General features: G+C 65.9%; 23 protein-coding genes. 12 read left to right on the top strand and 11 right to left on the bottom strand.

The window, feature by feature from the left end; all coding sequences use genetic code 11:
• The first annotated feature begins 203 nt into the window (after window positions 1–203).
• Window positions 204–2258 (top strand): elongation factor G-like protein EF-G2, encoded by a 2055-nt coding sequence (locus MWU77_RS17660; RefSeq protein ID WP_169689793.1) that lies wholly within the window; start codon window positions 204–206, stop codon window positions 2256–2258.
• A gap of 68 nt (window positions 2259–2326) precedes the next feature.
• Entirely contained in the window at window positions 2327–2506 is a 180-nt protein-coding gene (locus MWU77_RS17655; protein ID WP_169689792.1) for a hypothetical protein, read from the top strand.
• Here the strand turns inward: MWU77_RS17655 and MWU77_RS17650 are convergent, their stop codons facing one another.
• Window positions 2507–3460 (bottom strand): ADP-ribosylglycohydrolase family protein, encoded by a 954-nt coding sequence (locus tag MWU77_RS17650; protein ID WP_247274360.1) that lies wholly within the window; start codon window positions 3458–3460, stop codon window positions 2507–2509. It abuts the gene before it with no gap.
• A 61-nt stretch (window positions 3461–3521) separates the two neighbouring features.
• On the opposite strand from MWU77_RS17650, the gene MWU77_RS17645 reads away from it, so the two are divergent.
• Together MWU77_RS17645 and MWU77_RS17640 are read left to right on the top strand one after the other, a co-directional pair.
• A complete protein-coding gene (locus MWU77_RS17645; RefSeq protein WP_247274359.1) occupies window positions 3522–4196 on the top strand; it encodes an NUDIX domain-containing protein in 675 nt (224 codons plus the stop codon).
• Window positions 4196–4825 (top strand): histidine phosphatase family protein, encoded by a 630-nt coding sequence (locus tag MWU77_RS17640; protein WP_169689789.1) that lies wholly within the window; start codon window positions 4196–4198, stop codon window positions 4823–4825. The genes MWU77_RS17645 and MWU77_RS17640 overlap by 1 nt, the downstream gene beginning before the upstream one ends.
• Window positions 4826–4841: 16 nt before the next feature.
• On the opposite strand, the gene MWU77_RS17635 is transcribed toward MWU77_RS17640, so the two are convergent.
• Window positions 4842–5756: a pseudouridine-5'-phosphate glycosidase gene (locus MWU77_RS17635; protein WP_247274358.1), complete on the bottom strand. Its 915-nt coding sequence runs from the start codon at window positions 5754–5756 to the stop codon at window positions 4842–4844.
• A gap of 19 nt (window positions 5757–5775) precedes the next feature.
• The gene (locus tag MWU77_RS17630; protein WP_247274357.1) at window positions 5776–6336 is read right to left on the bottom strand and encodes a maleylpyruvate isomerase family mycothiol-dependent enzyme; all 561 of its coding nucleotides are present in this window, start codon (window positions 6334–6336) and stop codon (window positions 5776–5778) included.
• Window positions 6337–6373: 37 nt separating this feature from the next.
• Between MWU77_RS17630 and MWU77_RS17625 the strand changes: the two genes are divergently transcribed.
• A complete protein-coding gene (locus MWU77_RS17625; RefSeq protein ID WP_247274356.1) occupies window positions 6374–7213 on the top strand; it encodes an AraC family transcriptional regulator in 840 nt (279 codons plus the stop codon).
• An 8-nt stretch (window positions 7214–7221) separates the two neighbouring features.
• On the opposite strand, the gene MWU77_RS17620 is transcribed toward MWU77_RS17625, so the two are convergent.
• Window positions 7222–7905 carry a hypothetical protein gene (locus tag MWU77_RS17620; RefSeq protein WP_169689786.1) on the bottom strand — a complete coding sequence of 228 codons (684 nt, stop codon included), beginning with the start codon at window positions 7903–7905 and terminating at the stop codon, window positions 7222–7224.
• A 128-nt stretch (window positions 7906–8033) separates the two neighbouring features.
• On the opposite strand from MWU77_RS17620, the gene MWU77_RS17615 reads away from it, so the two are divergent.
• Entirely contained in the window at window positions 8034–8462 is a 429-nt protein-coding gene (locus MWU77_RS17615; RefSeq protein ID WP_247274355.1) for a PPOX class F420-dependent oxidoreductase, read from the top strand.
• Here MWU77_RS17615 and MWU77_RS17610 read toward each other — a convergent pair whose 3' ends face one another.
• Entirely contained in the window at window positions 8463–9488 is a 1026-nt protein-coding gene (locus MWU77_RS17610) for a DNA polymerase IV (protein ID WP_247274354.1), read from the bottom strand.
• Between the two features lie 53 nt (window positions 9489–9541).
• Between MWU77_RS17610 and MWU77_RS17605 the strand changes: the two genes are divergently transcribed.
• Window positions 9542–10174: a maleylpyruvate isomerase family mycothiol-dependent enzyme gene (locus MWU77_RS17605; RefSeq protein WP_247274353.1), complete on the top strand. Its 633-nt coding sequence runs from the start codon at window positions 9542–9544 to the stop codon at window positions 10172–10174.
• A 4-nt stretch (window positions 10175–10178) separates the two neighbouring features.
• Here MWU77_RS17605 and MWU77_RS17600 read toward each other — a convergent pair whose 3' ends face one another.
• A complete protein-coding gene (locus tag MWU77_RS17600; RefSeq protein ID WP_247274415.1) occupies window positions 10179–10937 on the bottom strand; it encodes an energy-coupling factor transporter transmembrane protein EcfT in 759 nt (252 codons plus the stop codon).
• Window positions 10937–12958: an ABC transporter ATP-binding protein gene (locus tag MWU77_RS17595; protein ID WP_247274352.1), complete on the bottom strand. Its 2022-nt coding sequence runs from the start codon at window positions 12956–12958 to the stop codon at window positions 10937–10939. Before MWU77_RS17595 ends, MWU77_RS17600 begins: the two co-directional genes overlap by 1 nt.
• 107 nt (window positions 12959–13065) lie before the next feature.
• Here MWU77_RS17595 and MWU77_RS17590 point away from each other — a divergent pair, with 107 nt between their 5' ends.
• The 5 genes from MWU77_RS17590 (at window position 13066) to MWU77_RS17570 (ending at window position 17482) form a co-directional block, all read left to right on the top strand.
• A complete protein-coding gene (locus MWU77_RS17590) occupies window positions 13066–13671 on the top strand; it encodes a DedA family protein (protein ID WP_206040326.1) in 606 nt (201 codons plus the stop codon).
• Window positions 13672–13801: 130 nt separating this feature from the next.
• On the top strand, window positions 13802–14689 hold the full coding sequence (gene efeU / locus MWU77_RS17585) for an iron uptake transporter permease EfeU (RefSeq protein WP_169689779.1): 888 nt from the start codon (window positions 13802–13804) through the stop codon (window positions 14687–14689).
• Between the two features lie 44 nt (window positions 14690–14733).
• Window positions 14734–15873: an iron uptake system protein EfeO gene (gene efeO, locus MWU77_RS17580; RefSeq protein ID WP_169689778.1), complete on the top strand. Its 1140-nt coding sequence runs from the start codon at window positions 14734–14736 to the stop codon at window positions 15871–15873.
• Window positions 15870–17111, top strand: a complete 1242-nt coding sequence (gene efeB / locus MWU77_RS17575; RefSeq protein ID WP_169689777.1) for an iron uptake transporter deferrochelatase/peroxidase subunit — start codon at window positions 15870–15872, stop codon at window positions 17109–17111. The genes efeO and efeB overlap by 4 nt, the downstream gene beginning before the upstream one ends.
• Window positions 17112–17233: 122 nt before the next feature.
• Window positions 17234–17482 carry a hypothetical protein gene (locus MWU77_RS17570; RefSeq protein ID WP_169689776.1) on the top strand — a complete coding sequence of 83 codons (249 nt, stop codon included), beginning with the start codon at window positions 17234–17236 and terminating at the stop codon, window positions 17480–17482.
• A 37-nt stretch (window positions 17483–17519) separates the two neighbouring features.
• On the opposite strand, the gene MWU77_RS17565 is transcribed toward MWU77_RS17570, so the two are convergent.
• From MWU77_RS17565 to MWU77_RS17550, 4 genes are read right to left on the bottom strand one after another with little or no spacing between them, the layout of a single operon-like run.
• Window positions 17520–18323 (bottom strand): ABC transporter ATP-binding protein, encoded by an 804-nt coding sequence (locus tag MWU77_RS17565; protein WP_169689775.1) that lies wholly within the window; start codon window positions 18321–18323, stop codon window positions 17520–17522.
• A complete protein-coding gene (locus MWU77_RS17560) occupies window positions 18320–19372 on the bottom strand; it encodes an iron chelate uptake ABC transporter family permease subunit (RefSeq protein WP_169689774.1) in 1053 nt (350 codons plus the stop codon). Before MWU77_RS17560 ends, MWU77_RS17565 begins: the two co-directional genes overlap by 4 nt.
• Window positions 19369–20412: an iron ABC transporter permease gene (locus MWU77_RS17555; protein ID WP_169689773.1), complete on the bottom strand. Its 1044-nt coding sequence runs from the start codon at window positions 20410–20412 to the stop codon at window positions 19369–19371. Before MWU77_RS17555 ends, MWU77_RS17560 begins: the two co-directional genes overlap by 4 nt.
• Window positions 20409–21443: an iron-siderophore ABC transporter substrate-binding protein gene (locus MWU77_RS17550; protein ID WP_169689772.1), complete on the bottom strand. Its 1035-nt coding sequence runs from the start codon at window positions 21441–21443 to the stop codon at window positions 20409–20411. The genes MWU77_RS17555 and MWU77_RS17550 overlap by 4 nt, the downstream gene beginning before the upstream one ends.
• Window positions 21444–21464 lie beyond the last annotated feature (21 nt).

The raw sequence follows: 21464 nt of genomic DNA, 5'->3' as shown, positions 1-21464 counted from the left end.
TCGAAAGGTGGGTACCCCGACACCGGTGTCGTCGACGTGGCTCCGTCACCCGTTAGCACCTCGGAGCGACTCGAGACCGAGACGTAGCCGCATCGTCATCACACGGTGTTCGACGGTTCCCGTCGTCTCCCGATGATCGAAAGGGGACCGCCGCAGCCGTGTCGCTGCCTAAACTGGGCGGAAGCGACACGAGGAGCAGGTCGATGTCAGATCGCACCGCATCACGTACTCGGCAGGCGCCCGTTGCAGAAACGCCGGACGCCATACGCAACGTCGCGCTGGTCGGGTGCAGCGCCACGGGAAAGACGACGCTCGCGGAATCACTCGCCTTCGCATCAGGTGCAATCGGCCGTGCGGGCCGGGTGGCCGACGGCACCACAGTGTCCGATTATGAAGAGATCGAGCAGGAACACCGACGCTCCGTGCAGCTGGCGGTACTGCCCCTCGAATGGAAAGGCGTCAAGATCAATTTGATCGACACGCCCGGCCACCCCGACTTCGACGCCGAACTCCGCGCCGGGCTCCACGCCGCCGACGCAGCGATCTTCGTCGTCTCGGCCACCGATGCCATCACTCCGGCCACTCGCGCGTTGTGGCGCGAGTGCGACGACGAGGCGATTCCGCGCGCAATTGTCGTGACCAAACTCGATATCGCGCGACACACCTACGACGAACTACTGGAGCAGTGCCACGACGCGTTCGGACTCGGCCCCGACACCGTGCGCGCACTGTTCTATCCGGTGTTCGACGGGGACCGGCCGATCGGGTCGATGGGGCTGCTGACGGGTCGAAGCTACGGCGAGCCCGGCCCATGCCCTGTCTCCGATGCCGCGCGCGAAAGCCTGGTGGAGGCAATCTCCGGCCAGGACGACACACTCATGGAACGGTTCGTCTCCGGTGAAGAACTCGATCCGGATTCCTTGCAGGACGGACTCACCCGCGAGATACTTTTGTGCGCAATGCACCCTGCGGTTCCCGCGACCGAGAGCGGCGTCGGCGCGGTCGAGTTGCTCGAGTTGATCGTCACGGGATTCCCCGACCCCACCCACCGGTTGCGGGGCGCTCCGCCGTGCGATCCCGACGCCCCACTGGTTGCCCAGGTCGTGCGGGTGACGGGAGACTCGTATGTGGGCAGGATCAGTCTGGCGCGCGTCTACGCGGGAACGTTGCGACCGGATACGACAGCCGCACTCACTGGAAGCGAGCGCTCGTCCGAACGAATCCCCGCGCTGACCAGCCCGTTCGGCAAGCAACAAAGACCGACCGGCGAGGCGGTGGCCGGAGATCTCGTCTGCGTGGGCAAGCTCGCGACCGCTCGCCCCGGCGATACGCTCCACGACCCCGACCACCCCGCAGACCTGGCGATGTGGCCGATTCCCGAACCGCTGCTGCCCCTCGCGGTCGAGGCACATTCACGCACCGACGACGACAAGCTGTCACAGGCCCTCTCGCGCTTGACGGCCGAAGATCCCGCCGTGCGCGTGGAGCAGAATGCCGACACCAATCAGGTCGTACTGTGGTGCACCGGCGAAGCCCACGCCGAACTGGTCGTGGATCGGCTCCGCAACCGGCACGGCGTGCAGGTCGATCTGGTCGAGCATCGTGTCCCGCTCCGCGAGACGTTCACTGCCCCGACCTCAGGGCACGGTCGTTTGGTGAAACAGTCGGGTGGACACGGCCAGTACGCGGTGTGCGACCTGGAGATCGAACCTCTCCCGGTCGGCAGCGGGGTGGTGTTCGAAGAGCGCGTGGTCGGAGGCGCGGTGCCGCGGCAGTTCATTCCGTCCGTGGAAAAAGGTGTGCGCGCGCAGGCCGCCAAAGGAGTCGCGACAGGAAATCCGATGGTGGATGTACGAGTCACGCTCGTCGACGGCAAGGCCCACTCGGTGGACTCGTCGGATGCCGCGTTCCAGGCCGCTGCGGGCCTGGCGCTGCGTGATGCCGCGGCCCATGGCGAGACCCGCCTGCTCGAGCCGGTAGCGGCGGTTCGGGTGACGTTGCCGGAGGAACACCTCGGGTCGGTACTGAGCGATCTGTCGGCGCGCCGCGGCCGGGTGCTCGGAACCGAAGCCCCCGGCCCGGGGGTCGCGCTGCTACGCGCGGAGGTGCCCGAACTCGAATTGGGCCGCTACCCGATCGACCTGCGCGCCATCACCCAGGGCACCGCGGATTTCGCTCGTGGATACCTGCGGCACGAACCGATGCCGGCATCGCTCGCCGCACAGTTCCTCGACGGGACGGCACCCGCTCGGTCGTGAGGCTGGTTTCGCGGCCCGCCGACTCGGGTACGTGGAAGTCAGAGAATCCGCACGACGAAAGGAATACCATGCCCGACCCCGATCGACGTGCACACGACAACGACCTGACCGGCGACAACCTGTCTCAGCTCATCGACGACATGGAAGAGAACGTCAAGAAGGAGCGGAACGAGGAGGGCGTCCCGGGAAGTTCCACCGACCGTGAGAAGACCGAGAAAGTCGAGCCCGACGATCAGGCACCCTCCTGACTACATCCCCTGCCCTGCGCGCGCGGCCGTCTTCGAGGCGAGATCGGTGAGATCGGCGGCACGATATCCGGGCCAGCCGTGCAGCATCTGCTGCCAACGTTCCGGTACTGCCGACGCGCCCCACCGGGCTCCGAGCAGACCGCCTGCAATCGCCGCGGTCGTATCCGTGTCGCCGCCGGCACGCACTGCAGCCTCCAGCGCATCGACGAGGTGGCCCGGTCCGGACGCGTCGGTGTGGGTGATCGCCCACCACGCGACCTGCAGCGCGTGCACGACCCATCCGTTCTTGTCGAATACTCTTGCGGTATCTGCCTTCTCAGCCTCGTCGAGTAGCCCTCCCCAGAAGTCGGCCACCTCATCGGATGCTCCGTCGAGATACAGTCGGGCCCCGTCGAAGTTGCCGTGCAGCACGGCGTGACGGATCGCGTACGACCACAGGCGACACGCTTCGATGGCCTGAGGGTCGTTGTGAGTCAGGGCACTGATGTCGCCGGCCGCGGCGACACACGCGCCGGCGTCGTGCAGATAGGCAATGCCGACGGGCGCGGTGCGCATGAGCGACCCGTTGCCCGCTTTGCGTCCCGGAAGTTCGAGGGCATGCCGCCGCATCGCCGCGGCCGACGTCGGCCGCGCGGAGAGCACGGCCCGCGTCTGGTTGCCGATGTCCTTCGGGTGGGTGTCGTACCAGCGCACGAACTGCGCTGCGACGGCATCGAGTCCTTCGCCGTGCCCGATCGGTCGTCCCGAGGCGGATACCTCGGCAATGGCGAGGGCCATCGAGGTGTCGTCGGTCCACTCCCCCGGCGCGAACGGGCCCAGTCCGCCACCGATCATGTCGATTGCCATATCCGGTCGCGGATAAGTGAATTCGTATCCGGCACCGAGCGCATCACCCGCGGCGGTGGCCACGAGCACTCCGGCGACACGATCCTTCTGCAGCGCGTCCAGTTTCACATTCTCCCCTTTGATCAAACTTGCGCCAACCAAATTAGCGCAAGTTTGCTTTAATGACAACATGAGCAAGAATCCGCGGTCACCGAGCAAGCCCCTCACCGACTATCCGCGCCCCTCGGTCGCCGTCGACGTGGCCGTACTTACCGTCGTCGACGACACCGTGAAAGTACTGGTGGTCGATCATCCGCGGGGACGCGCGTTACCCGGGACGTTCCTGCATCCCGGCGAGCGCCTCGCCGACGCCGCACGTCGTGCGCTCCACGACAAAGCCGGATTCGACAGCGTCGAGTTCCACCAGATGGCCATGCTCGACGATCCCGAGCGCGATGACCGCGGCTGGGTACTGTCGATGGCCCACAGCGCAGCCGTGCCGTTCGAGCGCTTCCCCACCGGGGCTCAGCTGGCACCTGTGGACGACACGAGTGAGCTCGCGTTCGACCACGCCGACATCGTCGACCTCGCCGTCGACGATCTGCGTCGCCGCTACGCAACAGCGGTCGATCCGTCGGGATTGATCAGCGACGAGTTCACCATCCTCGAATTGCGACGCCTCTACGAAGTGATCTACGGGCGTCGGTTCCCGAAGGACACCTTCCGACGCCACCTGTCACACGGCCTCGAAGCAACGGGCGAACTCAGCCGCGAAGGTGTGGGCAGGCCTGCCGAGCTCTATCGGAAGACACACACGCCGCTGCTTCCAGGTGCAGCGTCTTTCCTCTGGAACCGGTCCGGCTGATGGGCGAGCACATCTACGTCGTCACGCACCCCGAAGCGACCCATCACGTCGACGGTCTCGTCGGCGGCTGGTACGACTCCGCACTCACCTCCCGCGGAGTGATCCACGCGCATGCGATCGCTACACGACTGCGGGATCTCATACCCGCCGATTCGATTCCGGCTCTCTACACGTCGGACCTCACCCGTGCCACCGAGACCGCCCGCCCCCTCGCGGAAGTTTTCGACGTCGAACCCGTACTTCTTCCCGACCTACGCGAGAAGTCCTACGGCGTTGCGGGTGGTCGTCCGCAGGCCTGGCTCGACACCTACTTCGTTCCTCCCCCTCCCGCCGGAGAACGCCTGGATCACGACGAAGGAATCGAGGGTGCGGAAACCAAGCTCGACTGCGTCACTCGCGTCTACCGGGCCATGGCTCGAATCACTGCCGACAGCAAGGCGCATCGCATTGTCGTCACCCACGGCGGTTCGCTGAGCTGGGTCATTGCCTCCTGGCAGCGGCTACCGATCAGTGCCTGCGCGTATGTGGCCTATCGCGCCGCTCCCGGCAGCATCACGGTGCTCGAGCAAGACGACGTCTTCCACAACCGAACGCTGCACACCCTCGGGGACGTCGGTCACCTACTCTGAGGCCGAGTGCCTTCGGTCAGCATGCACCCTGGAGGGCTGTCGCGATCTCCGCTGCGACCTGCACGTTCCTCAAGTACACCGCACTGTTCGTGTCGAGGGTGGCACCCTCCGTACCGCGGTGCATGTGGTCGAGCAGAAACGGCGTCAGGTCCTTGCCATGAACACCGGCCGTGGCCGCCTCCCGCTCCGCCTCGGCGAGTACGCGATCATGCAGGGCCGGATCCACCTGCTCGTCGGCAGCGACCGGATTGGCGATGAGCACAGCCGACCGTATCCCGAGATCGTCGCGGGCTCGGGCTACAGCGGCAGCAGCTTCCGACGACTCCACCGCCTCGATCGAACACCCGCTGTCGCGCACGTAGTAGCCCGGGAAGCGGGTAGTGCGATACCCCAGCACGATCACGCCGAGCGTTTCGAGCCGTTCGAGTGTGGCAGGCACGTCCAGGATGGATTTCACTCCCGCGCTGACGATCAGAATCGGAATCGACGACAGCGCGACGAGATCTGCACTCTCGTCGAAGGTTGTCGCCGCACCGCGGTGGACACCTCCGAGACCCCCTGTCGCGAACACTGCTATCCCGGCGCGGTGCGCAAGCCACGCGGTCGAGGCCACGGTCGTTCCACCGTGCAGCCTCTTCACGGCAGCCGTGGGCAGGTCGCGGATCCCGGTCTTCACGGTCCCCGCGTCCACGGCCTCGATCAGTTCGATCTGGTCGCGGGACAGACCGACGGTGGGGACACCCGAAACCACTCCGACGGTCGCCGGAGTCACGCCTGCGTCGCGCAATGATCGTTCGGCCTCGAACGCCACCTCGAGGTTGCGTGGCCGCGACAGGCCGTGTGTGAAAATCGTCGACTCGAGCGCCACCACGGGCCTACCCTCCGCGACGGCCGCGCGCACCTCGTCGGCAACGACGATCGTTCCGGTCATACACCGACGATAGGGGGCATCACTTTGCTCGGCGTCCCAATCGCGCCAGTACCCGCTCCTGCCGATCGTCGGACCCGGCTTCCGCACCGGGCTTGCAGACACCGTCCATGTAGAGGGAGTCGCCGAAGCTGTTCGCCCCGGCCTCGATCCGGTCGAGTTCGGCATCGGTGAAAGACACCGGGATTCCGGCGCCCTGCGCAATGTCCCAACGATGAACGAGCAGATCCCAGATGTAGAACTGCTCGAACGTTGCACCCAACGTCGTGGGGCCGAAGTATCCCTCGTACGGGGCGACGACGAGCTCGTCGTCGGTCAGCAGCGCCGCGACACGAGCGGTGTGCTCACGCCATCCCGCCGCAGGATCGTCGAGGTCGGGACGCTCACCGACATCGAGACCGCGACTGGTGAGGAACTCCCGTTGCGTATCGACGATATGGGCAACCACATCGCGCGTGGTCCAGCCGTCGCAGGGCGATGGCCGGTCCCACGAACCGGACGCGACGGCGCCGATGAGTGCGGTGAGCGGCGCGTTCGCCTCGTCGTGTCGGAGTGCTGTTGTATTCATGGACGCTGTACTCATGACGTGACAATATTTCCGCGCAAAGGATGCGGTATTGATGAAACCCGACACGGTCGACGATCCGGATCGACAGCCGATCGAACGCGCCCACCTGAACGACCCGACCGACACCTCCAGCAGGGTCTTCCGGTATTCGGCCGCACCCGAGCTCACTGCGTTGATGCGTCGGTACTGGATTCCGGTGTGGTCTGTGCCCGACGGTGAGGAGTCCGTCCAGCGAGTTCTGCAATACCCCGTGTGCCTTGCAGTGATCGCACAGGACTACGCGCGCTTCTACGGCATCACGTCGGGGTTGTCCCGTACCACGCTCAGAGGCAAGGGGTGGGCGGTCGGGGTGATGTTCACCCCGGCAGCAGGTCGGTTACTTACACACACACCGGTCGCGGCGTTCACCGACCGGTTCGTCGATCTGCGCGACATCTTCGGCGACGCCGGTGCCCGCCTCACCGACGAGGTACGTATCGCGATGGCGACTTCGCCCCGTGCTCCCGAATCGCATCGCGCCGCAATGGACCTGTTCGACGACATGCTCCGGCCATATGCGTCGATCGACGACGAGGGGCGCTTGATCAACCAGGTGGTCGCATACGTCGAGGACAATTCCGACGTCCTTCGCGTCGAGCAGGTCCGAAACGAGTTCGGCCTGTCGGAGCGGGCGCTGCAGCGGCTGGTACACCGCAGGATCGGGCTGACACCGAAATGGTTGATCCAGCGTCGCCGTCTCCAGGAAGCGGCGGGACGATTGCGTGAGCATGCAATCCCCCTGGCCGAAATGGCCGCGATGCTCGGGTACGCAGATCAACCGCATTTCGTACGCGACTTCGCGAAGGTCGTCGGCATGACACCGGCAGCCTTCGCGCAGCAGTACGGGCTCTGACCCGGTCGTCAGGCGGTCTCCCCGGTCGCGTCGCTGTCCGCGTTCTCATGCTCGCCGATCGCCTTCGCACTGACGTGATCCGGATACCAGGAGGTGAATTTGATCGCACATATCATCGCCCCGGTCTGCAGCACCCAACCCGTCCAGATGTTGTTGCTGTCGTCGAGAACAGCGTCGCCGTACCAACCGGCGGCCGCCGCAACCGCGAATGCTACGGCCCACGCTGCTGTGATGATGTAGTTGGTCCTGATGAACAGTGGGGAATCCCAGTACTCGCGCTCGACCATCTCGCGCGCGTACTGGAGGGTGAAAGGCACCCGGATCAGGATCGATCCCACCGCAATGATCACCAGGGTGATGTTCGCGATCTCACCGATCCATTTCTCGAGCCATACCTCACCGTCGGCGCTCAGGAAGAACTGCAGGACGAACAGGCCGGCGAAGAAGAGCACGTCGACGGCCCCGAGAAGCTTGAGGCTCTTTCCGCGGATCCGATCCGCCACGACGAAGAACACCGAGATGGCGAGCGCCACCGCAGACACCCAGCCGATGCTGCCGGGTCCTTCGAAGATGGCAAGGAAGATCCAAGGCGCGAGGCCTGTCAGCGGTCCGTCGAGCACCTTGTCGATGATCGATGAACCCGCACCCTCCCCCGCCGATGAAGCGCGATTGCTTGTGGTGTTGTCAGCCATGGCTGCCTCGATGTCACGACAATGGGCCCCGACCCTCATCCGAGGGTAGACCCGTTACTGCAGCCGAATGTCACATTCGTTCACTTCGACTGCCTGACGACCACATTCGGCCCACGTATCCTGACGCCATGGCAGCCGATGAGTCCACTCTCGAAGCCCTGTTCGGCGACACCGGAATCGCCGCGCTCGTCACCCTCAAACGTTCAGGCAGACCTCAGGTCTCGAACATCCTCTACCATTACGATCACCGGACACACACGTTCTCCATCTCGATCACCGACTCTCGCGCGAAAACGAGGAACATGCGCCGCGACTCGCGCGTGAGCCTGTTCAAGGACTCCGACGGTGGTTGGTCGTACGCCGTCGCCGAGGGCAACGCCGAGTTGTCCGATATCGCACGCACTCCCCACGACGACGCGGCCGAACAACTCGTCGCGCTCTACCGCAAGGTCCAGGGCGAGCATCCCGATTGGGACGAGTTCCGCGCGGCGATGGTCGACGAACAACGACTGGTATTGCGAGTGCGTGTCGATCGGTTCTACGGCATCGCCCGATAGCTACCCGCTTTCCACCATCTCCACCCGCACCCCCACCAGCCGCACCTGCCGCTCGTGATCGAAGCGGTCGAGCAGCGACACCGCTGCCGCCGAGATCACCGAAGGATCCAGTGTCGGATCCGGCAGCGCGCGGCTGGTGGTGCGCGTGAAGAACGGTGCGTAGCGGAGCTTGATTTCGACCCGCACGCCGGGCCGCTTCTCGGCCCGGATGTCTTCGGTGACCCGCGCGGCCAACCGTCGCACATGCTCTGCGACCTCGTCCCAGTCCGCGAGGTTGTGTTGGAACGTCGTTTCGCGACTGTGTGATCGTGCAACCCACGGTTCGCTCGACACCTCCGCGCTGCCCACCCCCCTACCGAGCCCCACGAGCCATGGCCCGGTCTTCGGACCGAATCTCGACGCCATCTCGTCGACAGAAGACGACGCCAACTCGCGGACCGTGCGAATCCCGATGGCATCCAACTTCTTCGCGGTCTTCGCCCCGATCCCCCACAGCGCGATCGGGCCCAGGTCTCCCATCACCGAATACCAGTTGTCGCGGGTCAAAGTGAATTGGCCCCGGGGCTTACCGAATCCGGTCGCTATCTTCGCGCGCAGTTTGTTGTCGCCGATCCCCACCGAGCAGTGCAGACCGGTCGCGTCGAGCACCGACTGTCGCACCACCGTTGCAAACGCTTCGGGGTCGCTGCTCTCGACCCCGAGGAATGCTTCGTCCCATCCCAGCACCTCGACTGTGATACCCAACCCACGCAGGGCATCCATCACCCGTCGCGACATTTCGTTGTAGGCATCTGCGTCGACCGGCAGGAACACCGCGTCGGGGATCTTGCGGGCCGCGACACGCAGCGGCATTCCCGACCGCACTCCGAATTTGCGCGCCGCATACGACGCGGTCGACACCACGCCACGTTCGGTGGGGTCGCCGCGGCCACCGACCACCACCGGTTTCCCGGCGAGGTCGGGATGTCGGAGCACTTCGACGGCGGCGAGGAACTCGTCGAGGTCGACGTGCAGAACCCAACGCACATGGCACACGCTACCGCCGGAATCGGATGTCCGAACCCGATATCCTCACCAGCGTGGCCGACCGCGATCGACTCTGGAATCTTGTGCACGCCGAACGGTCGGCGCTTGCGGACGACCTTGCGGAACTCGATTCTGCCCAGTGGGCATGCCGGTCGCTGTGCGGCCAATGGACGGTCGAGCAGGTCGTCGCGCATCTCACCGCGGTCGCCACTGTGGGTCCACTGCGGTGGATCGGAAGTGCCCTCGGCGCCCGCTTCGATACCGACCTCCACAACGCACGACGACTCGCAGAGCACCTCGGCGCCACACCGGATGACACGCTCGCGAACTTTCGACGCGTGCTCACCAGTACCACGGCTCCGCTCGGCCCGACCGCGGCATGGCTGGGTGAGGTGGTGGTGCACGCACAGGACATTCGTCGCCCGCTCGGCATCTCCCGCACACCGGCGATCGCGGTAACCACAGAAGTTGCACGCTTCTACGCGCGAAAAGATTTCGCGGTGAACAGCAGAACCGCCGCCGAGGGGCTGCGGCTCACCGCCACGGACAGCGATTTCACCGTGGGCTCCGGACCGGAGGTGGGTGGCCCGACCCTTTCGCTGACGATGGCGATGGCAGGCCGCACCGACTACTGCGACGATCTCACGGGGCCCGGTGCCGACATCCTCCGCGCACGCTGCCCATGACATTTCACCCCAGAATCTCCACGGCAACGCACGCCGCGACCACGACGAGCACCACCACGGCATCGCCCACCCCGAGCCGCGGCCAGGCCCGCGCAACAGGGCGTGGGCCGCGCACCGACAGGGCGTCCCCGAGGTCTCGCACCTGCCGCATCGACACCGACGCCACGGCACCGACCGCATCGATGACCTCGTGCCACGACCCGCGTGGTGACGGGAGTCCCGCTCGGCCACGAAGCCTTCGCGCCGCGAACAACATGCGCAGTTCCCCGCGGATCGACGGCAGCACGCGCAACGCCAATGCGCACGTCGTCACCCATTCGTCGACCGGGACACGCAGGATCCTCAGTGGTGCCAGCAGCACGGGTAGGGCGTCGACGAGCTCCGACAGCCGCGTCGTCCACCCCACCAGCGACGCAAGAACCAACAGTGCGATACCCAGCAGCGTCGCCCGGATGTATGCGTCGATACCTCCACCGACCGCATTGATGACGCCGAAGAACGCGAAGAACGCGAACACCCACCACGGGATGGTGGGCACCACACCGCGCGGAATGCGCGCGACGAGCAGACCTCCGAGGAGCACGGCAACAATGACGCCGAGCCCGGCCCACGACGGCTGGAAACTCACCACCACCGACAGCACGGCAGCCGCAATCACTTTCGTGCCCGCCCACACGCGGTGCAGGGGTGTCTCACGCGGAACCGGCCGCAGCAGGACAAGGGGACGGCGCTGACGGGGACGGCGCTGACGCTGTTTCTTCATCACGCGGCCGCCTTCGTTCCGTCGTCGACGACGGTGCCGCCCTCGAGGACCACGGTGCGCGAGCACACCTCTTCCATGCCGTGCAGGTCGTGGGAGATGACGACGATCGTGACGTGCTCGACGGTTCTCAGATGCACGAGGATCGAAATCAGTTCGCGGCGTCCCGCGGCATCGAGACCGGCAAGGGGCTCGTCGAGCACGAGCACGCGCGGAGCACGCGACAGTTGGGCGGCGATCGCGACTCGTCGCATCTCACCACCGCTGAGCTGATCGATCGGGCGAACTGCGAGACCGGCGCTCAACCCCACCCGCTTCAGGACAGCAGCGACATACTGGTGGTCGGTGCGGTGGAGGCCCGCGACTTCGGATATTTCGCGAGCAACCGTGGGGCGCTGCAGCTGTAGCCGCGCCTGTTGGAACACGAGGCCGACCTCGCCGCGCACCCGTGCGCTGGGAGTGTCATGCACGGTGCAGGTGCCACTCGTGGGTCGCAGCAGACCTGCGATGGTCCACGCGAGGGTGGTCTTGCCGGACCCGTTGGCTCCGACCACCAGCACCCCCTCCCCGCGGCCGACGGTCAGCGACACGTTGTGCAACGCGGTGTGTGCCCATGGGGTGCGCGCCGAATACGTGTGGGTGACCTCGCGAAGTTCGAGCACCGCGAGCCACTGCACCGGCGGTGCGGCCATGATCGCCTCGCGCCGCTGTTCGGGCGCCGGCGGCGCGACTGTATGCCCCCGATCCAGATGTACGACGCGGTCGGCGTGTGCAGTTTCGTCGTCCAGGTGGGTGATGAGCACGACTGTGGTGCCACCGGCAGCGATCTCGGCGAGCAGACCGACCAGTGCGGTGCGGCTGTCGGAGTCCACCATCGCGGTGATCTCGTCGGCGATGAGCAGTTTCGGAGTACGCGCGAGTGCGGCGGCCAACGCCAGGCGCTGCTGTTGCCCGCCGGAGAGGTCTTCGGTGGCGCGGTTTCCCATGCCTTCGAGTCCGACACGGGCAAGCAGGGAGTCGATGTCGATGTCGATGTCGCTGCTCGTTCCCCAGCGCAGATCTTCACCGACCGTGCGACCGAGCACCTGAGCTTCCGGATGTTGGAAGACCAGCACTGTTCCGCCCGGACTGCCGAGTCCCACCGGGCCGGGACGATCGACGAAACCCGAAGTGGGGTCGAGACCTGCCAGAATGCGAGCGAGTGTCGATTTCCCGGAGCCGTTGGCGCCGACGACTGCGACGAACTCGCCTTCGGTGATCGTCAGGTCCACGTTGCTCAACGCATCGACGGTTGTGCCGGGGTAGCGGTACGAGACCGAGTTCAGCTTCACGGGGAGCGGGCCGGGCTCACGCTCGGTTGTCCGTTGCGGCCATCCCGCCTGTTGCCGCGGCCAGGTACTGCGCTGTGCGACGGACGCGAACATCCCGAACGCCAGCAGTGCAGTCCCGACCACTCCGAGGACGACAGCACTGCCGATCCACAGCCACCAGTAGGTCACGAGGAAATCGATGGTCTCGTTCACTATCCGGCTGAGCTCGGTATCCGCCCCAGCGGCCTCGAACGCGGCAAGCATCCCGCGCATGGTGTTGACCAGTGCCTCGAGCAGCAGGACGCGGGTCTGTTCGAACACGACCAGGAGGCCGACGACCGCCGCCGCCACCGTCAGACCCATCGGTACCGAGCACGCGAAGATGACGAATACCGCCGATCGTCCCCAGCGGCGTTGCGCAAACCCCACAAGGGTGCCGATCGCCGCGAGCAGCACCACCGCCGCGACCGCGAACGGTCCGCCTGCGATCAGTGCTACGACACCCGCTGCGGTAGTGGCGGCGATGACGGTGCGGACGCGGCCCGTGATGGCGAGAAACGCGATGGGTAGCGCCACCAGAACCTGCGCGACCCCGATCGGAATCAACCCTGCGACCACCGACAACACCGCCGTGAGTGCTCCGAACACTGCCGCAGCTGCGAGTTCCGGCGGCTGGAGTGGTCCTCTGGTTCTGGTTCTTGTCCCCGCGTTCACCGGGCCCAGTCTGCCAGCGTCGACTCCGCCTTACCCTGGGTGAGGTGAGTATCGAAGATGCCGGAACGGCCCCCACAGACGGACTCGCCGGATGGGCGCTCGATCTCATGGATCAGCTCGGCGGGGTCGGCGCGGGCATCGCCATTGCGCTCGAGAACTTCTTCCCTCCGCTCCCCAGCGAGGTCATCCTCCCGCTCGCGGGCTTCGCGGCGAGCCTCGGCAGCTTCACCCTCTTCGGTGCGCTCTTCTGGACCACGCTCGGCTCGATCGTCGGAGCACTGGGGCTCTACTCCCTCGGACGCTGGGTGGGTGAGGCACGGATACGCCGCGCGGTGGACCGGCTGCCTCTCGTCGACGTCGACGATCTGGACCGGACCACCGAATGGTTCCGGCGGCACGGCCGCAAAGCAGTGTTCTTCGGCCGGATGGTGCCCATCTTCCGCAGCCTCATCTCGATCCCGGCCGGCGTGACACGCATGCCGATCTGGCAGTTCACTGCGTTCACCACCGCGGGCAGCCTCATCTGGAACAGCATCTTCGTGATCGCCGGGTATCAGCTGGGCGAGAACTGGTACCGGGTCGAGCCCTATGCGGAGACGTTGCAGTACATCGTGATCGCCGTCGTGGTGATCGCTGTTGCCTACGCCATCGTGCGACGCATGCGGTCGAAGGCAGAGCACAATACGGACGAGTCGGCCGGCACAGACAAGTAGTGGGTCCGTCCGACTCGGTAATGCGCAGGTAATGACCCGAAAGCCCCTCCCGCAGAGGTGGCAGATGGGTGTATGTTCTTCTCCGCGCGGCTCAGTGAGGGTCGGCTCACCTTAGTACGGGAGTTGCTCCATGTCCGCTCTGGCTGCAGGCGCCGATGCACCGTCCATTGCCACTCAACTGGCGGGGTCCGGGCTCATCGGCCTCCGCGAGGGACTCGAAGCCGGAATCGTCGTCATGATCCTCGTGGCGTTCATCGTCAAATCCGAACGTCGCGATGCCCTCAAATGGGTGTGGCTCGGCGTCGGGATCGCTGTGGCGTTGGTCGCTGCCACCTTCCTGATCATCCATTTCGGGACGAACACGCTCGACGGTCTGGCCGCCGAGATCGCGGCGGGCATCGCCTCGCTCATCGCGGTCGTGATCGTCACGACCATGGTGCTGTGGATGCGTAACGCCGCCCGGACGATCTCCGGCAATCTCAAGTCCGGCATGGAGAAGGCACTGGTCGTCGGACCGGTCGCCGTGCTGTCCCTGTCGTTCTTCGCGGTCGGCCGTGAAGGTCTCGAAACCGCGTTGCTGATGGTCGGCTACGCAGAGAACACCGCCGGTAGCCCGTGGCCGCTCATCGGACTCCTGCTCGGTATCGCCGTCGCCGCCGGGATCACCGTGTTGATGTATCTCGGCGCTATCCGAATCAACATGGCGAAGTTCTTCACGTTCACCGGAGCCTTCCTCGTGGTCGTGGCGGCAGGGATCCTCGGCTACGGCGTGCGTGCACTACAGATCGGCGGGGTACTGCCCGGTGGCACGTCCCTTGCCTTCGATGTGTCCGACACCTACGACGCCGGAAGCTGGTACGGAACGGTCCTCGGCGGCATCTTCAACCTCCGCCCCGATCCGACGGTCCTGCAGTTCACCGCGTGGCTCCTCTACCTGGTCGTCGTCCTGTTCCTGTTCCTGAGGCCGTTCGCTGCCGAGCCACGGGTCCGCCCGTCGCAGGCCGCCGTAACCCCCTGATTTCGCGTCCGCGATCCGTGTGCGCTCGCTCGAAAGGTACGAATATGCGTCGTTCCCTCTACTGCGCCGGGGCTGCCGCCCTGCTTCCGTTGGTCCTCGCCGGATGCACGGAGAAAGCGTCGTCCGACGCCGAGGCGATCACGGTGACGGCCACCGACACGTCCTGCGACGTATCGACCGAGGAGGCCGTCACCGGCCATTCGACGTTCGCTATCACCAACAACGGCACCAAGGTCACCGAGTTCTACGTGTTCGCCACGGGCGACCGCGCGCTCGGTGAGGTCGAGAACATCGGCCCGGGCCTGACTCGGCAGCTCATCGTCAGCATCCCCGAAGCCGGTGAATACGAGCTTTCGTGCCGGCCGGGCATGGTGGGCGATGGTGTCCGCCAGCCGTTCACCGTCACCGGAGACTCCCAGGCGGCAAGCGACGCCGACGGGAAACTCGCCGAAGCCGCCGACGGCTACCGCCGCTACATCCGAAGCCAGGCCGAGGCGTTGGTGACCACCACCGGCGAGTTCGTCGCCGCGGTCGAAGCCGGCAATGTCGACGAAGCCAAGCGGATGTTCCCCCTGACCCGCACATATTACGAACGCATCGAGCCCGAGGCCGAAAGCTTCGGCGACCTCGATCCGCGCCTGGACCTACGCGAGGCCGACCTCGAACCCGGTCAGGATTGGACGGGCTTCCACCGCATCGAGAAGGACCTGTGGGTCGACGGACTCCAGCCCGACACCAACGCCATTGCCGATCAGCTCGTGGTCGACATCCAGGAGCTCGCGAACCTGGTGAATGCAGAGGACTACACGATCGATCCCACCCGCATCGCCGGCGACGCACAGGGCCTACTCGACGAGATCTCCACGTCGAAGATCACCGGTGAGGAGGACATCTTCTCCCACACCGACCTCTATGATTTCCAGGCCAATGTCGACGGCTCGCAGGCTGCGATCGCCGCTCTGCGTCCGGTCCTCGACGAGCAGGATCCAGAACTCGGACCGGTGATCGACAGTCGGTTCGCCGACCTCGATGCAGCCTTGCAGCAGTATCGGGAAGGCGAAGGGTTCGTCTCCTACGACACGGTGACCGAACCGCAGCGTCAAGAACTGTCCCGCTTGCTCGACGCACTGTCCGCTGAGGTCAGCAAGGTTCAGGGCGTTGTTGCGGAGGCATCGGGGCAATGACCGAGAACCCGGGGATCTCCCGCCGCCGACTGTTCGGCGCGGTGGGGGCCGGAGCGGTGCTCGCAGGAACGGGTGCGGTGATCGGCAGAGCCACCGCACCCGAATCCGACACGACCGACCCCATCGTCGCGTTTCGAGGGGCGCATCAGGCCGGGGTGGTCACTCCGGCGCAGGACCGCTTGCATTTCGTTGCGTTCGATGTCACCACCGATAACCGTGACGCGTTGATCGCGCTCTTGAAGACGTGGACCGAGATGGCCGACCGGATGACCGCCGGCCGCGAGGCCACGGAGGACGGCGCGACGGGCGACGGCGCCTATCACCCACCGAGCGATACCGGTGAAGCACTCGACCTCGGCCCATCCCACCTCACACTCACCATCGGATTCGGCCCGTCCCTGTTCGACGACCGGTTCGGGCTCGCCCACCTCAGACCCACAGCACTCGAAGACCTCCCGCACTTCCCGGCCGACAATCTCGACCCGACGCGTGGCGGCGGCGACATCGCCGTCCAGGCCTGCGCCGACGACCCGCAGGTCGCGGTGCATGCAATCCGCAATCTCGCGCGCGTCGCGTTCGGAACTGCATCGGTGCGCTGGTCGCAACTCGGTTTCGGGCGGACCTCGTCGACGTCGACATCGCAGACGACACCGCGGAACCTGTTCGGATTCAAGGACGGAACGAACAACCTCAAAGCCGAGGATCCTGCCGCACTCGACCGGTCGGTATGGGTCGCACCAGCAGACGATCAGCCTTGGCTCGGCGGCGGCACGTATCTTGTTGCGCGACGCATCCGGATGCTCATCGAACAGTGGGATCGTGCGGTGCTCGGCGAGCAGGAAGCGGTCATCGGGCGCGACAAGAGAGAGGGTGCACCGCTCGGGAAGACCCACGAGTTCGACGAACTCGATCTCGAATCCAACGGTCCCGACGGGCCGTTCATCCCCACCACCGCGCACGTCCGGCTCGCGTCGGCGCAACATCTCGGTGGCATCGAGATCCTGCGTCGCGGCTACAACTTCACCGACGGGTCCGACGGCTTCGGCCATCTCGATGCCGGCTTGTTCTTCATCGCCTTCTGTCGCGACCCACAGACCCAGTTCGTGCCGATGCAACTCGCGCTTGCCCGGTCCGACGCTCTCAACGAATACATCCAGCACGTCGGATCGGCAGTGTTCGCGTGCCCGCCCGGTCCCGGTGAGAACGGTTACTGGGGCCAGACACTCTTCGAGGCCTGACCTGCGGCCCAGGCATTCCCCGAGTCCTGACCCAGGGCACAAATTTCGTCCGAGCGCAATGTAACGAAAAGAACACAGTGAACGACACCCCTGACGAGGCATGTAGAACAAAGGGGTTCATCGTGGCACACCAGCAGTTGCTGTTCATCGGACGTCCGGACGCGACCGAGGTCGCCCACTGGAGCACCTTGCGCGAGCTGGCTCCGCAGCGAGGGTGGGTTCCCACCCGCAAGTTCGAGCCCGGCAAAGTGACCTGGGCGGTCGCTGCGAACAGCCTTCTGGCAGATCAGGCAGACGTCGTCGACGCGTTGCGCGAAGCCGACGTCCCGTGCACCACCGCACTCGACGCGATCAAGAACGCATACAGCTGATACCCGAAGTGGGGATCCGGGCCCGGATCCCCACTTTTCAAATACTCACGTGATGTCGCCCGACCGGCAGCACCAGCGGCTTTCCGGAGACAGGGTCCTCGATCACGCGGCTGTCGAGCCCGAACACCGCGGCGACGGTCTCACTCGTGAGCACGTCCGACGGATCACCCGCCGCATAGAGCCGCCCGTCTGCGATCGCGACGAGGTAGTCGGCGTAACGGGCGGCGAGGTTGAGATCGTGCAGCACCATGACGATCGTCGTGCCGCGGTCACGATTGAGGTCGGTGAGCAGGTCCAGCACCTCCACCTGATGACTCACATCGAGGAAGGTAGTGGGTTCGTCGAGCAGCAGCACGTCGGTCTGCTGCGCGAGGGCCATCGCGATCCACACCCGTTGACGCTGGCCACCCGACAATTCGTCGACGGCGCGTTCGGCAAGTTCGGTGGTATTCGTGGCGGCGAGCGCATCGGCGACGGCGGCGTCGTCCTCGCGACTCCACCTCGACAAGACCCGCTGATGCGGATGCCTGCCGCGTCCGACGAGATCCGCGACGACGATCCCCTCCGGAGCTATCGGCGACTGCGGCAGCAGGCCCATAGTACGAGCGAGCTTCTTCGCAGGCAGCTTGTGGACGTCCTTGCCGTCGAGCAATACATGCCCGCCGCGCGGCGCGAGCAGTCGCGACATCGACCGCAGTAGCGTCGATTTGCCGCACGCATTTGCGCCGACGATGCATGTGATCATCCCGGAAGGTACGTCGAGATCCAGGTTCTCGACGACCGTCCGGTTACCGTAGCCGAGTTCCAGATTCTCGACCGTCAAAGTGTGCGATGCGGTCACAGCGAGCCTCCCGCTCGATTGGAGCGAATGATCAGGTAGACGAGGTACGGTGCTCCGAGGGCGCCGGTCACGACGCCCACCGGGTAGCGGGTACCGAATGCGTACTGGCCCACGAAGTCGGCGACGAGGACCAGCAACGCACCTACGAGCGCCGCCGGGACGAACAGCGACGTACCCTGCCCCACGATGCGCGCGGCGATCGGACCGGCGAGGAATGCGACGAACGCGATCGGTCCGGCTGCCGCGGTGGCGAACGCGATGAGTCCGACGGCGGCGACGATCGCCACTATGCGTGTGCGCTCGACGCGCACACCGAGTGCCTGCGCGGCCTCGTCGCCGAGCTGGATTACCGACAGGTTGCGGGTCTGCGCCAACAGCACCGGACCGAGAATCGCGAGTGCGACGATCACGGGCACGGTCGCGCCCCACGTTGCACCGTTGAGGCTGCCGGTCAACCAGCGCATGGTCTCCTGCAGATCCCATGCGGCTGCGGTGCTCAGCAGATACGAGGTGACGCTGTCGAGCATGGCTGCGATGCCGATGCCGATGAGGATCAGCCGCGTCCCCGCGACACCGCCTCGATACGACAGCGCATAGATCAACAGCGCCACGCCGAGCCCCGCGACGATCGCGAAGATCGACACCTGAGTACTGCCGAGACCGAGCACGATGATCCCGAACGCGGCAGCGGCGCTCGCCCCGGCACTGATCCCGATGATGTCGGGACTCGCGAGCGGATTGCGCAGCATCGTCTGAAAGGTGATGCCGCCCAGACCGAAGCACACTCCCGCGACCACGGCGAGCACAGTGCGCGGCAGGCGGAGTCGGCCGACGGTGAACGTCGCACCGGGGACGTTTTCGCCGAGGATCACGCGGACGATGTCGGACGGCGGATAGAACGTCTTCCCGAACATCAGGCTCGCGACGAATGCGGTGAGGACGAGCGCGCCGAGGATTCCGATCACGATGCGTCGACGTCGTCCGCGGCGCACTCGGCTCGCGGCGACCTCGTCGACATCCGGTTCGATGGTGGTGAGTGTGGCTGTCACAGTTCTCGGAGTTTCTGCCGGCGGACGATGTACACGAAGAACGGTGCGCCGATGAGCGCGGTGATGATGCCGACGTCGATCTCGCTGGGTCGCGCGACGATGCGGCCGACGACGTCGGCGGCCGTGAGCAGCGCGGCACCGACCAGTGCGGAGAAGGGCAACAGCCACCGGTTGTCGACGCCGATCAGGAGCCGGCACAGGTGCGGCACGACGAGACCGACGAAGGCGATGGGGCCGGCGATCGCGGTCGCGGCGCCGCACAGCAGCACCGCTCCGAGCGAGGCGAGCCCTCGCGCGAGCGCGACACGTTCGCCGAGCCCGGCGGCCATTTCGTCACCCAAGGCCAGGGAGTTGAGGCTGCGCGCCGACAGCAGGCAGATCACGAATCCTGCGATCAGGAACGGCATCGCCTGCCCGATCACGTCGAAGGTCGCGCCTCCCACACCGCCGATCTGCCACGAGCGCACGTTCCCCGCGATGTCGTTGCGCGGAAGGATTATCGCGGTGATGAACGACGAAAGGGCGGCCGCGGTAGCGGCTCCGGCGAGTGCGAGTTTGAGCGGTGTCGCTCCGCCGCGGCCGAGCGAACCGATCATGTAGACGAACACCGCGGTCACGCCTGCGCCGAAGATCGCGACCCACAGCATCGCGGTCTGCGTCCACAGCCCGAACCAGGCCATGCCTACGACCACCGCGAGCGACGCTCCCATGTTGACGCCGAGGATTCCGGGGTCGGCCAACGGGTTTCGGGTGACGCCTTGCATCACCGCACCTGCGAGTCCCAATGCCGCCCCGACGAGAAGTGCGAGCACCGTTCGCGGGATTCTCTTCGCGATGGCGCCCTGCCCGATGTTGTCGGTCGACCCGCCGAGCGCGGCGACGATGTCGGCCCACTCCACATCACGCGACCCGATGGTGACCGACGCAACGACGAGGAGCGCGAGCACCCCGAGCAGAACGAGGAGCCACGCGGAGTTGCCGAGCGCCGAGCGCCGCGAGAGTGCGGCGCCCGGCGTCGATGCTTGTTGTACGGAGGTCACTCCGCGTTGGTCTTGCTTGCTGCTTCGGCGAGCATCTCCACGTAGTCCGAGAGCACCCACGAGATGGCGAGCGGCGTCGGGTTCGCGGCGGTGCCGAGCGGGCCGGAGCCGTCGAGGAAGACGATCGAGTCGTTGGCGACCGCGGGCATCTGCGACAGCAGAGGGTCTGCCTTCAACGAGTCGACGAGTGACTGGTCGCCGTAGGTGACGATGATCTGGACGTCATCGAACACGTCGACCTGCTCGGCGCTGACCTTCTGCGAGAACTCGTCGCCGGTGGAAGCGTCAGCGACGCTCTTCGGGGTGGCGAGTCCGAGGTCTTCGAAGAACGCGGCCCGCGTGTCGTTGGCGGTGTAGAAGCTGACCTGGCTCAGGTCGGCGGTGTCTACGTGGGTGAGGAACATCGCCGCCTTGCCTTCGAGTTCCGGGTGAGAGGCGGCTTCGTCGGCGATCTCGCTCTCGAGGCTCGCGATGAGATCCTGGCCTTCTTCGGCCATCCCCATCCCCTCGCTGTTGATCGCGATCATGTCGCGCCATGCCGTCGCCCAGGGGGCTTCGGGGTACGCGATGACCGGAGCGATCTCGCTGAGGGTGTCGTAGTCCTCCTGCGTGAGTCCGGAGTAGCCGGCGAGGATGACGTCGGGGTCGGTATCGGACACGGCTTCGAAATCGATGCCGTCCGTCTCGTCGAACAGCACCGGGGTTTCGCCGCCGAGCTCCTCGAGCTTCTCCTCGACCCACGGCAGCATGCCGTCGCCGTCGTCGTCGCCGAAGTTCGCGGCGGCCATACCGACCGGCACGACACCGAGCGCGAGGGGCACTTCGTGGTTGGCCCACTGCACGGTGGCGACGCGCTCCGGCTTCTGCTCGAGCGTGGTGGTGCCGAGGGCATGCTCGATGGTGATCGGGTATCCGCCGGAGGTGGTGCCGGTGTCGCTCTCGGTGGTTTCCGGGTCGGAGCTACAGGCCGACAAGCCGAGTGTGACGGCGACCGCGGCGGCGGCCACTGCCAGGAAGCGCTGTGAACGCATGGGGACGAACTCGCTTTCGTG

This window comes from Rhodococcus sp. F64268, assembly GCF_023015605.1.
Taxonomy (GTDB): Bacteria; Actinomycetota; Actinomycetes; order Mycobacteriales; family Mycobacteriaceae; genus Rhodococcus.
Note: the sequence above shows the minus strand (reverse complement) of the source record. Positions and strands in the feature narration are given on the sequence as shown.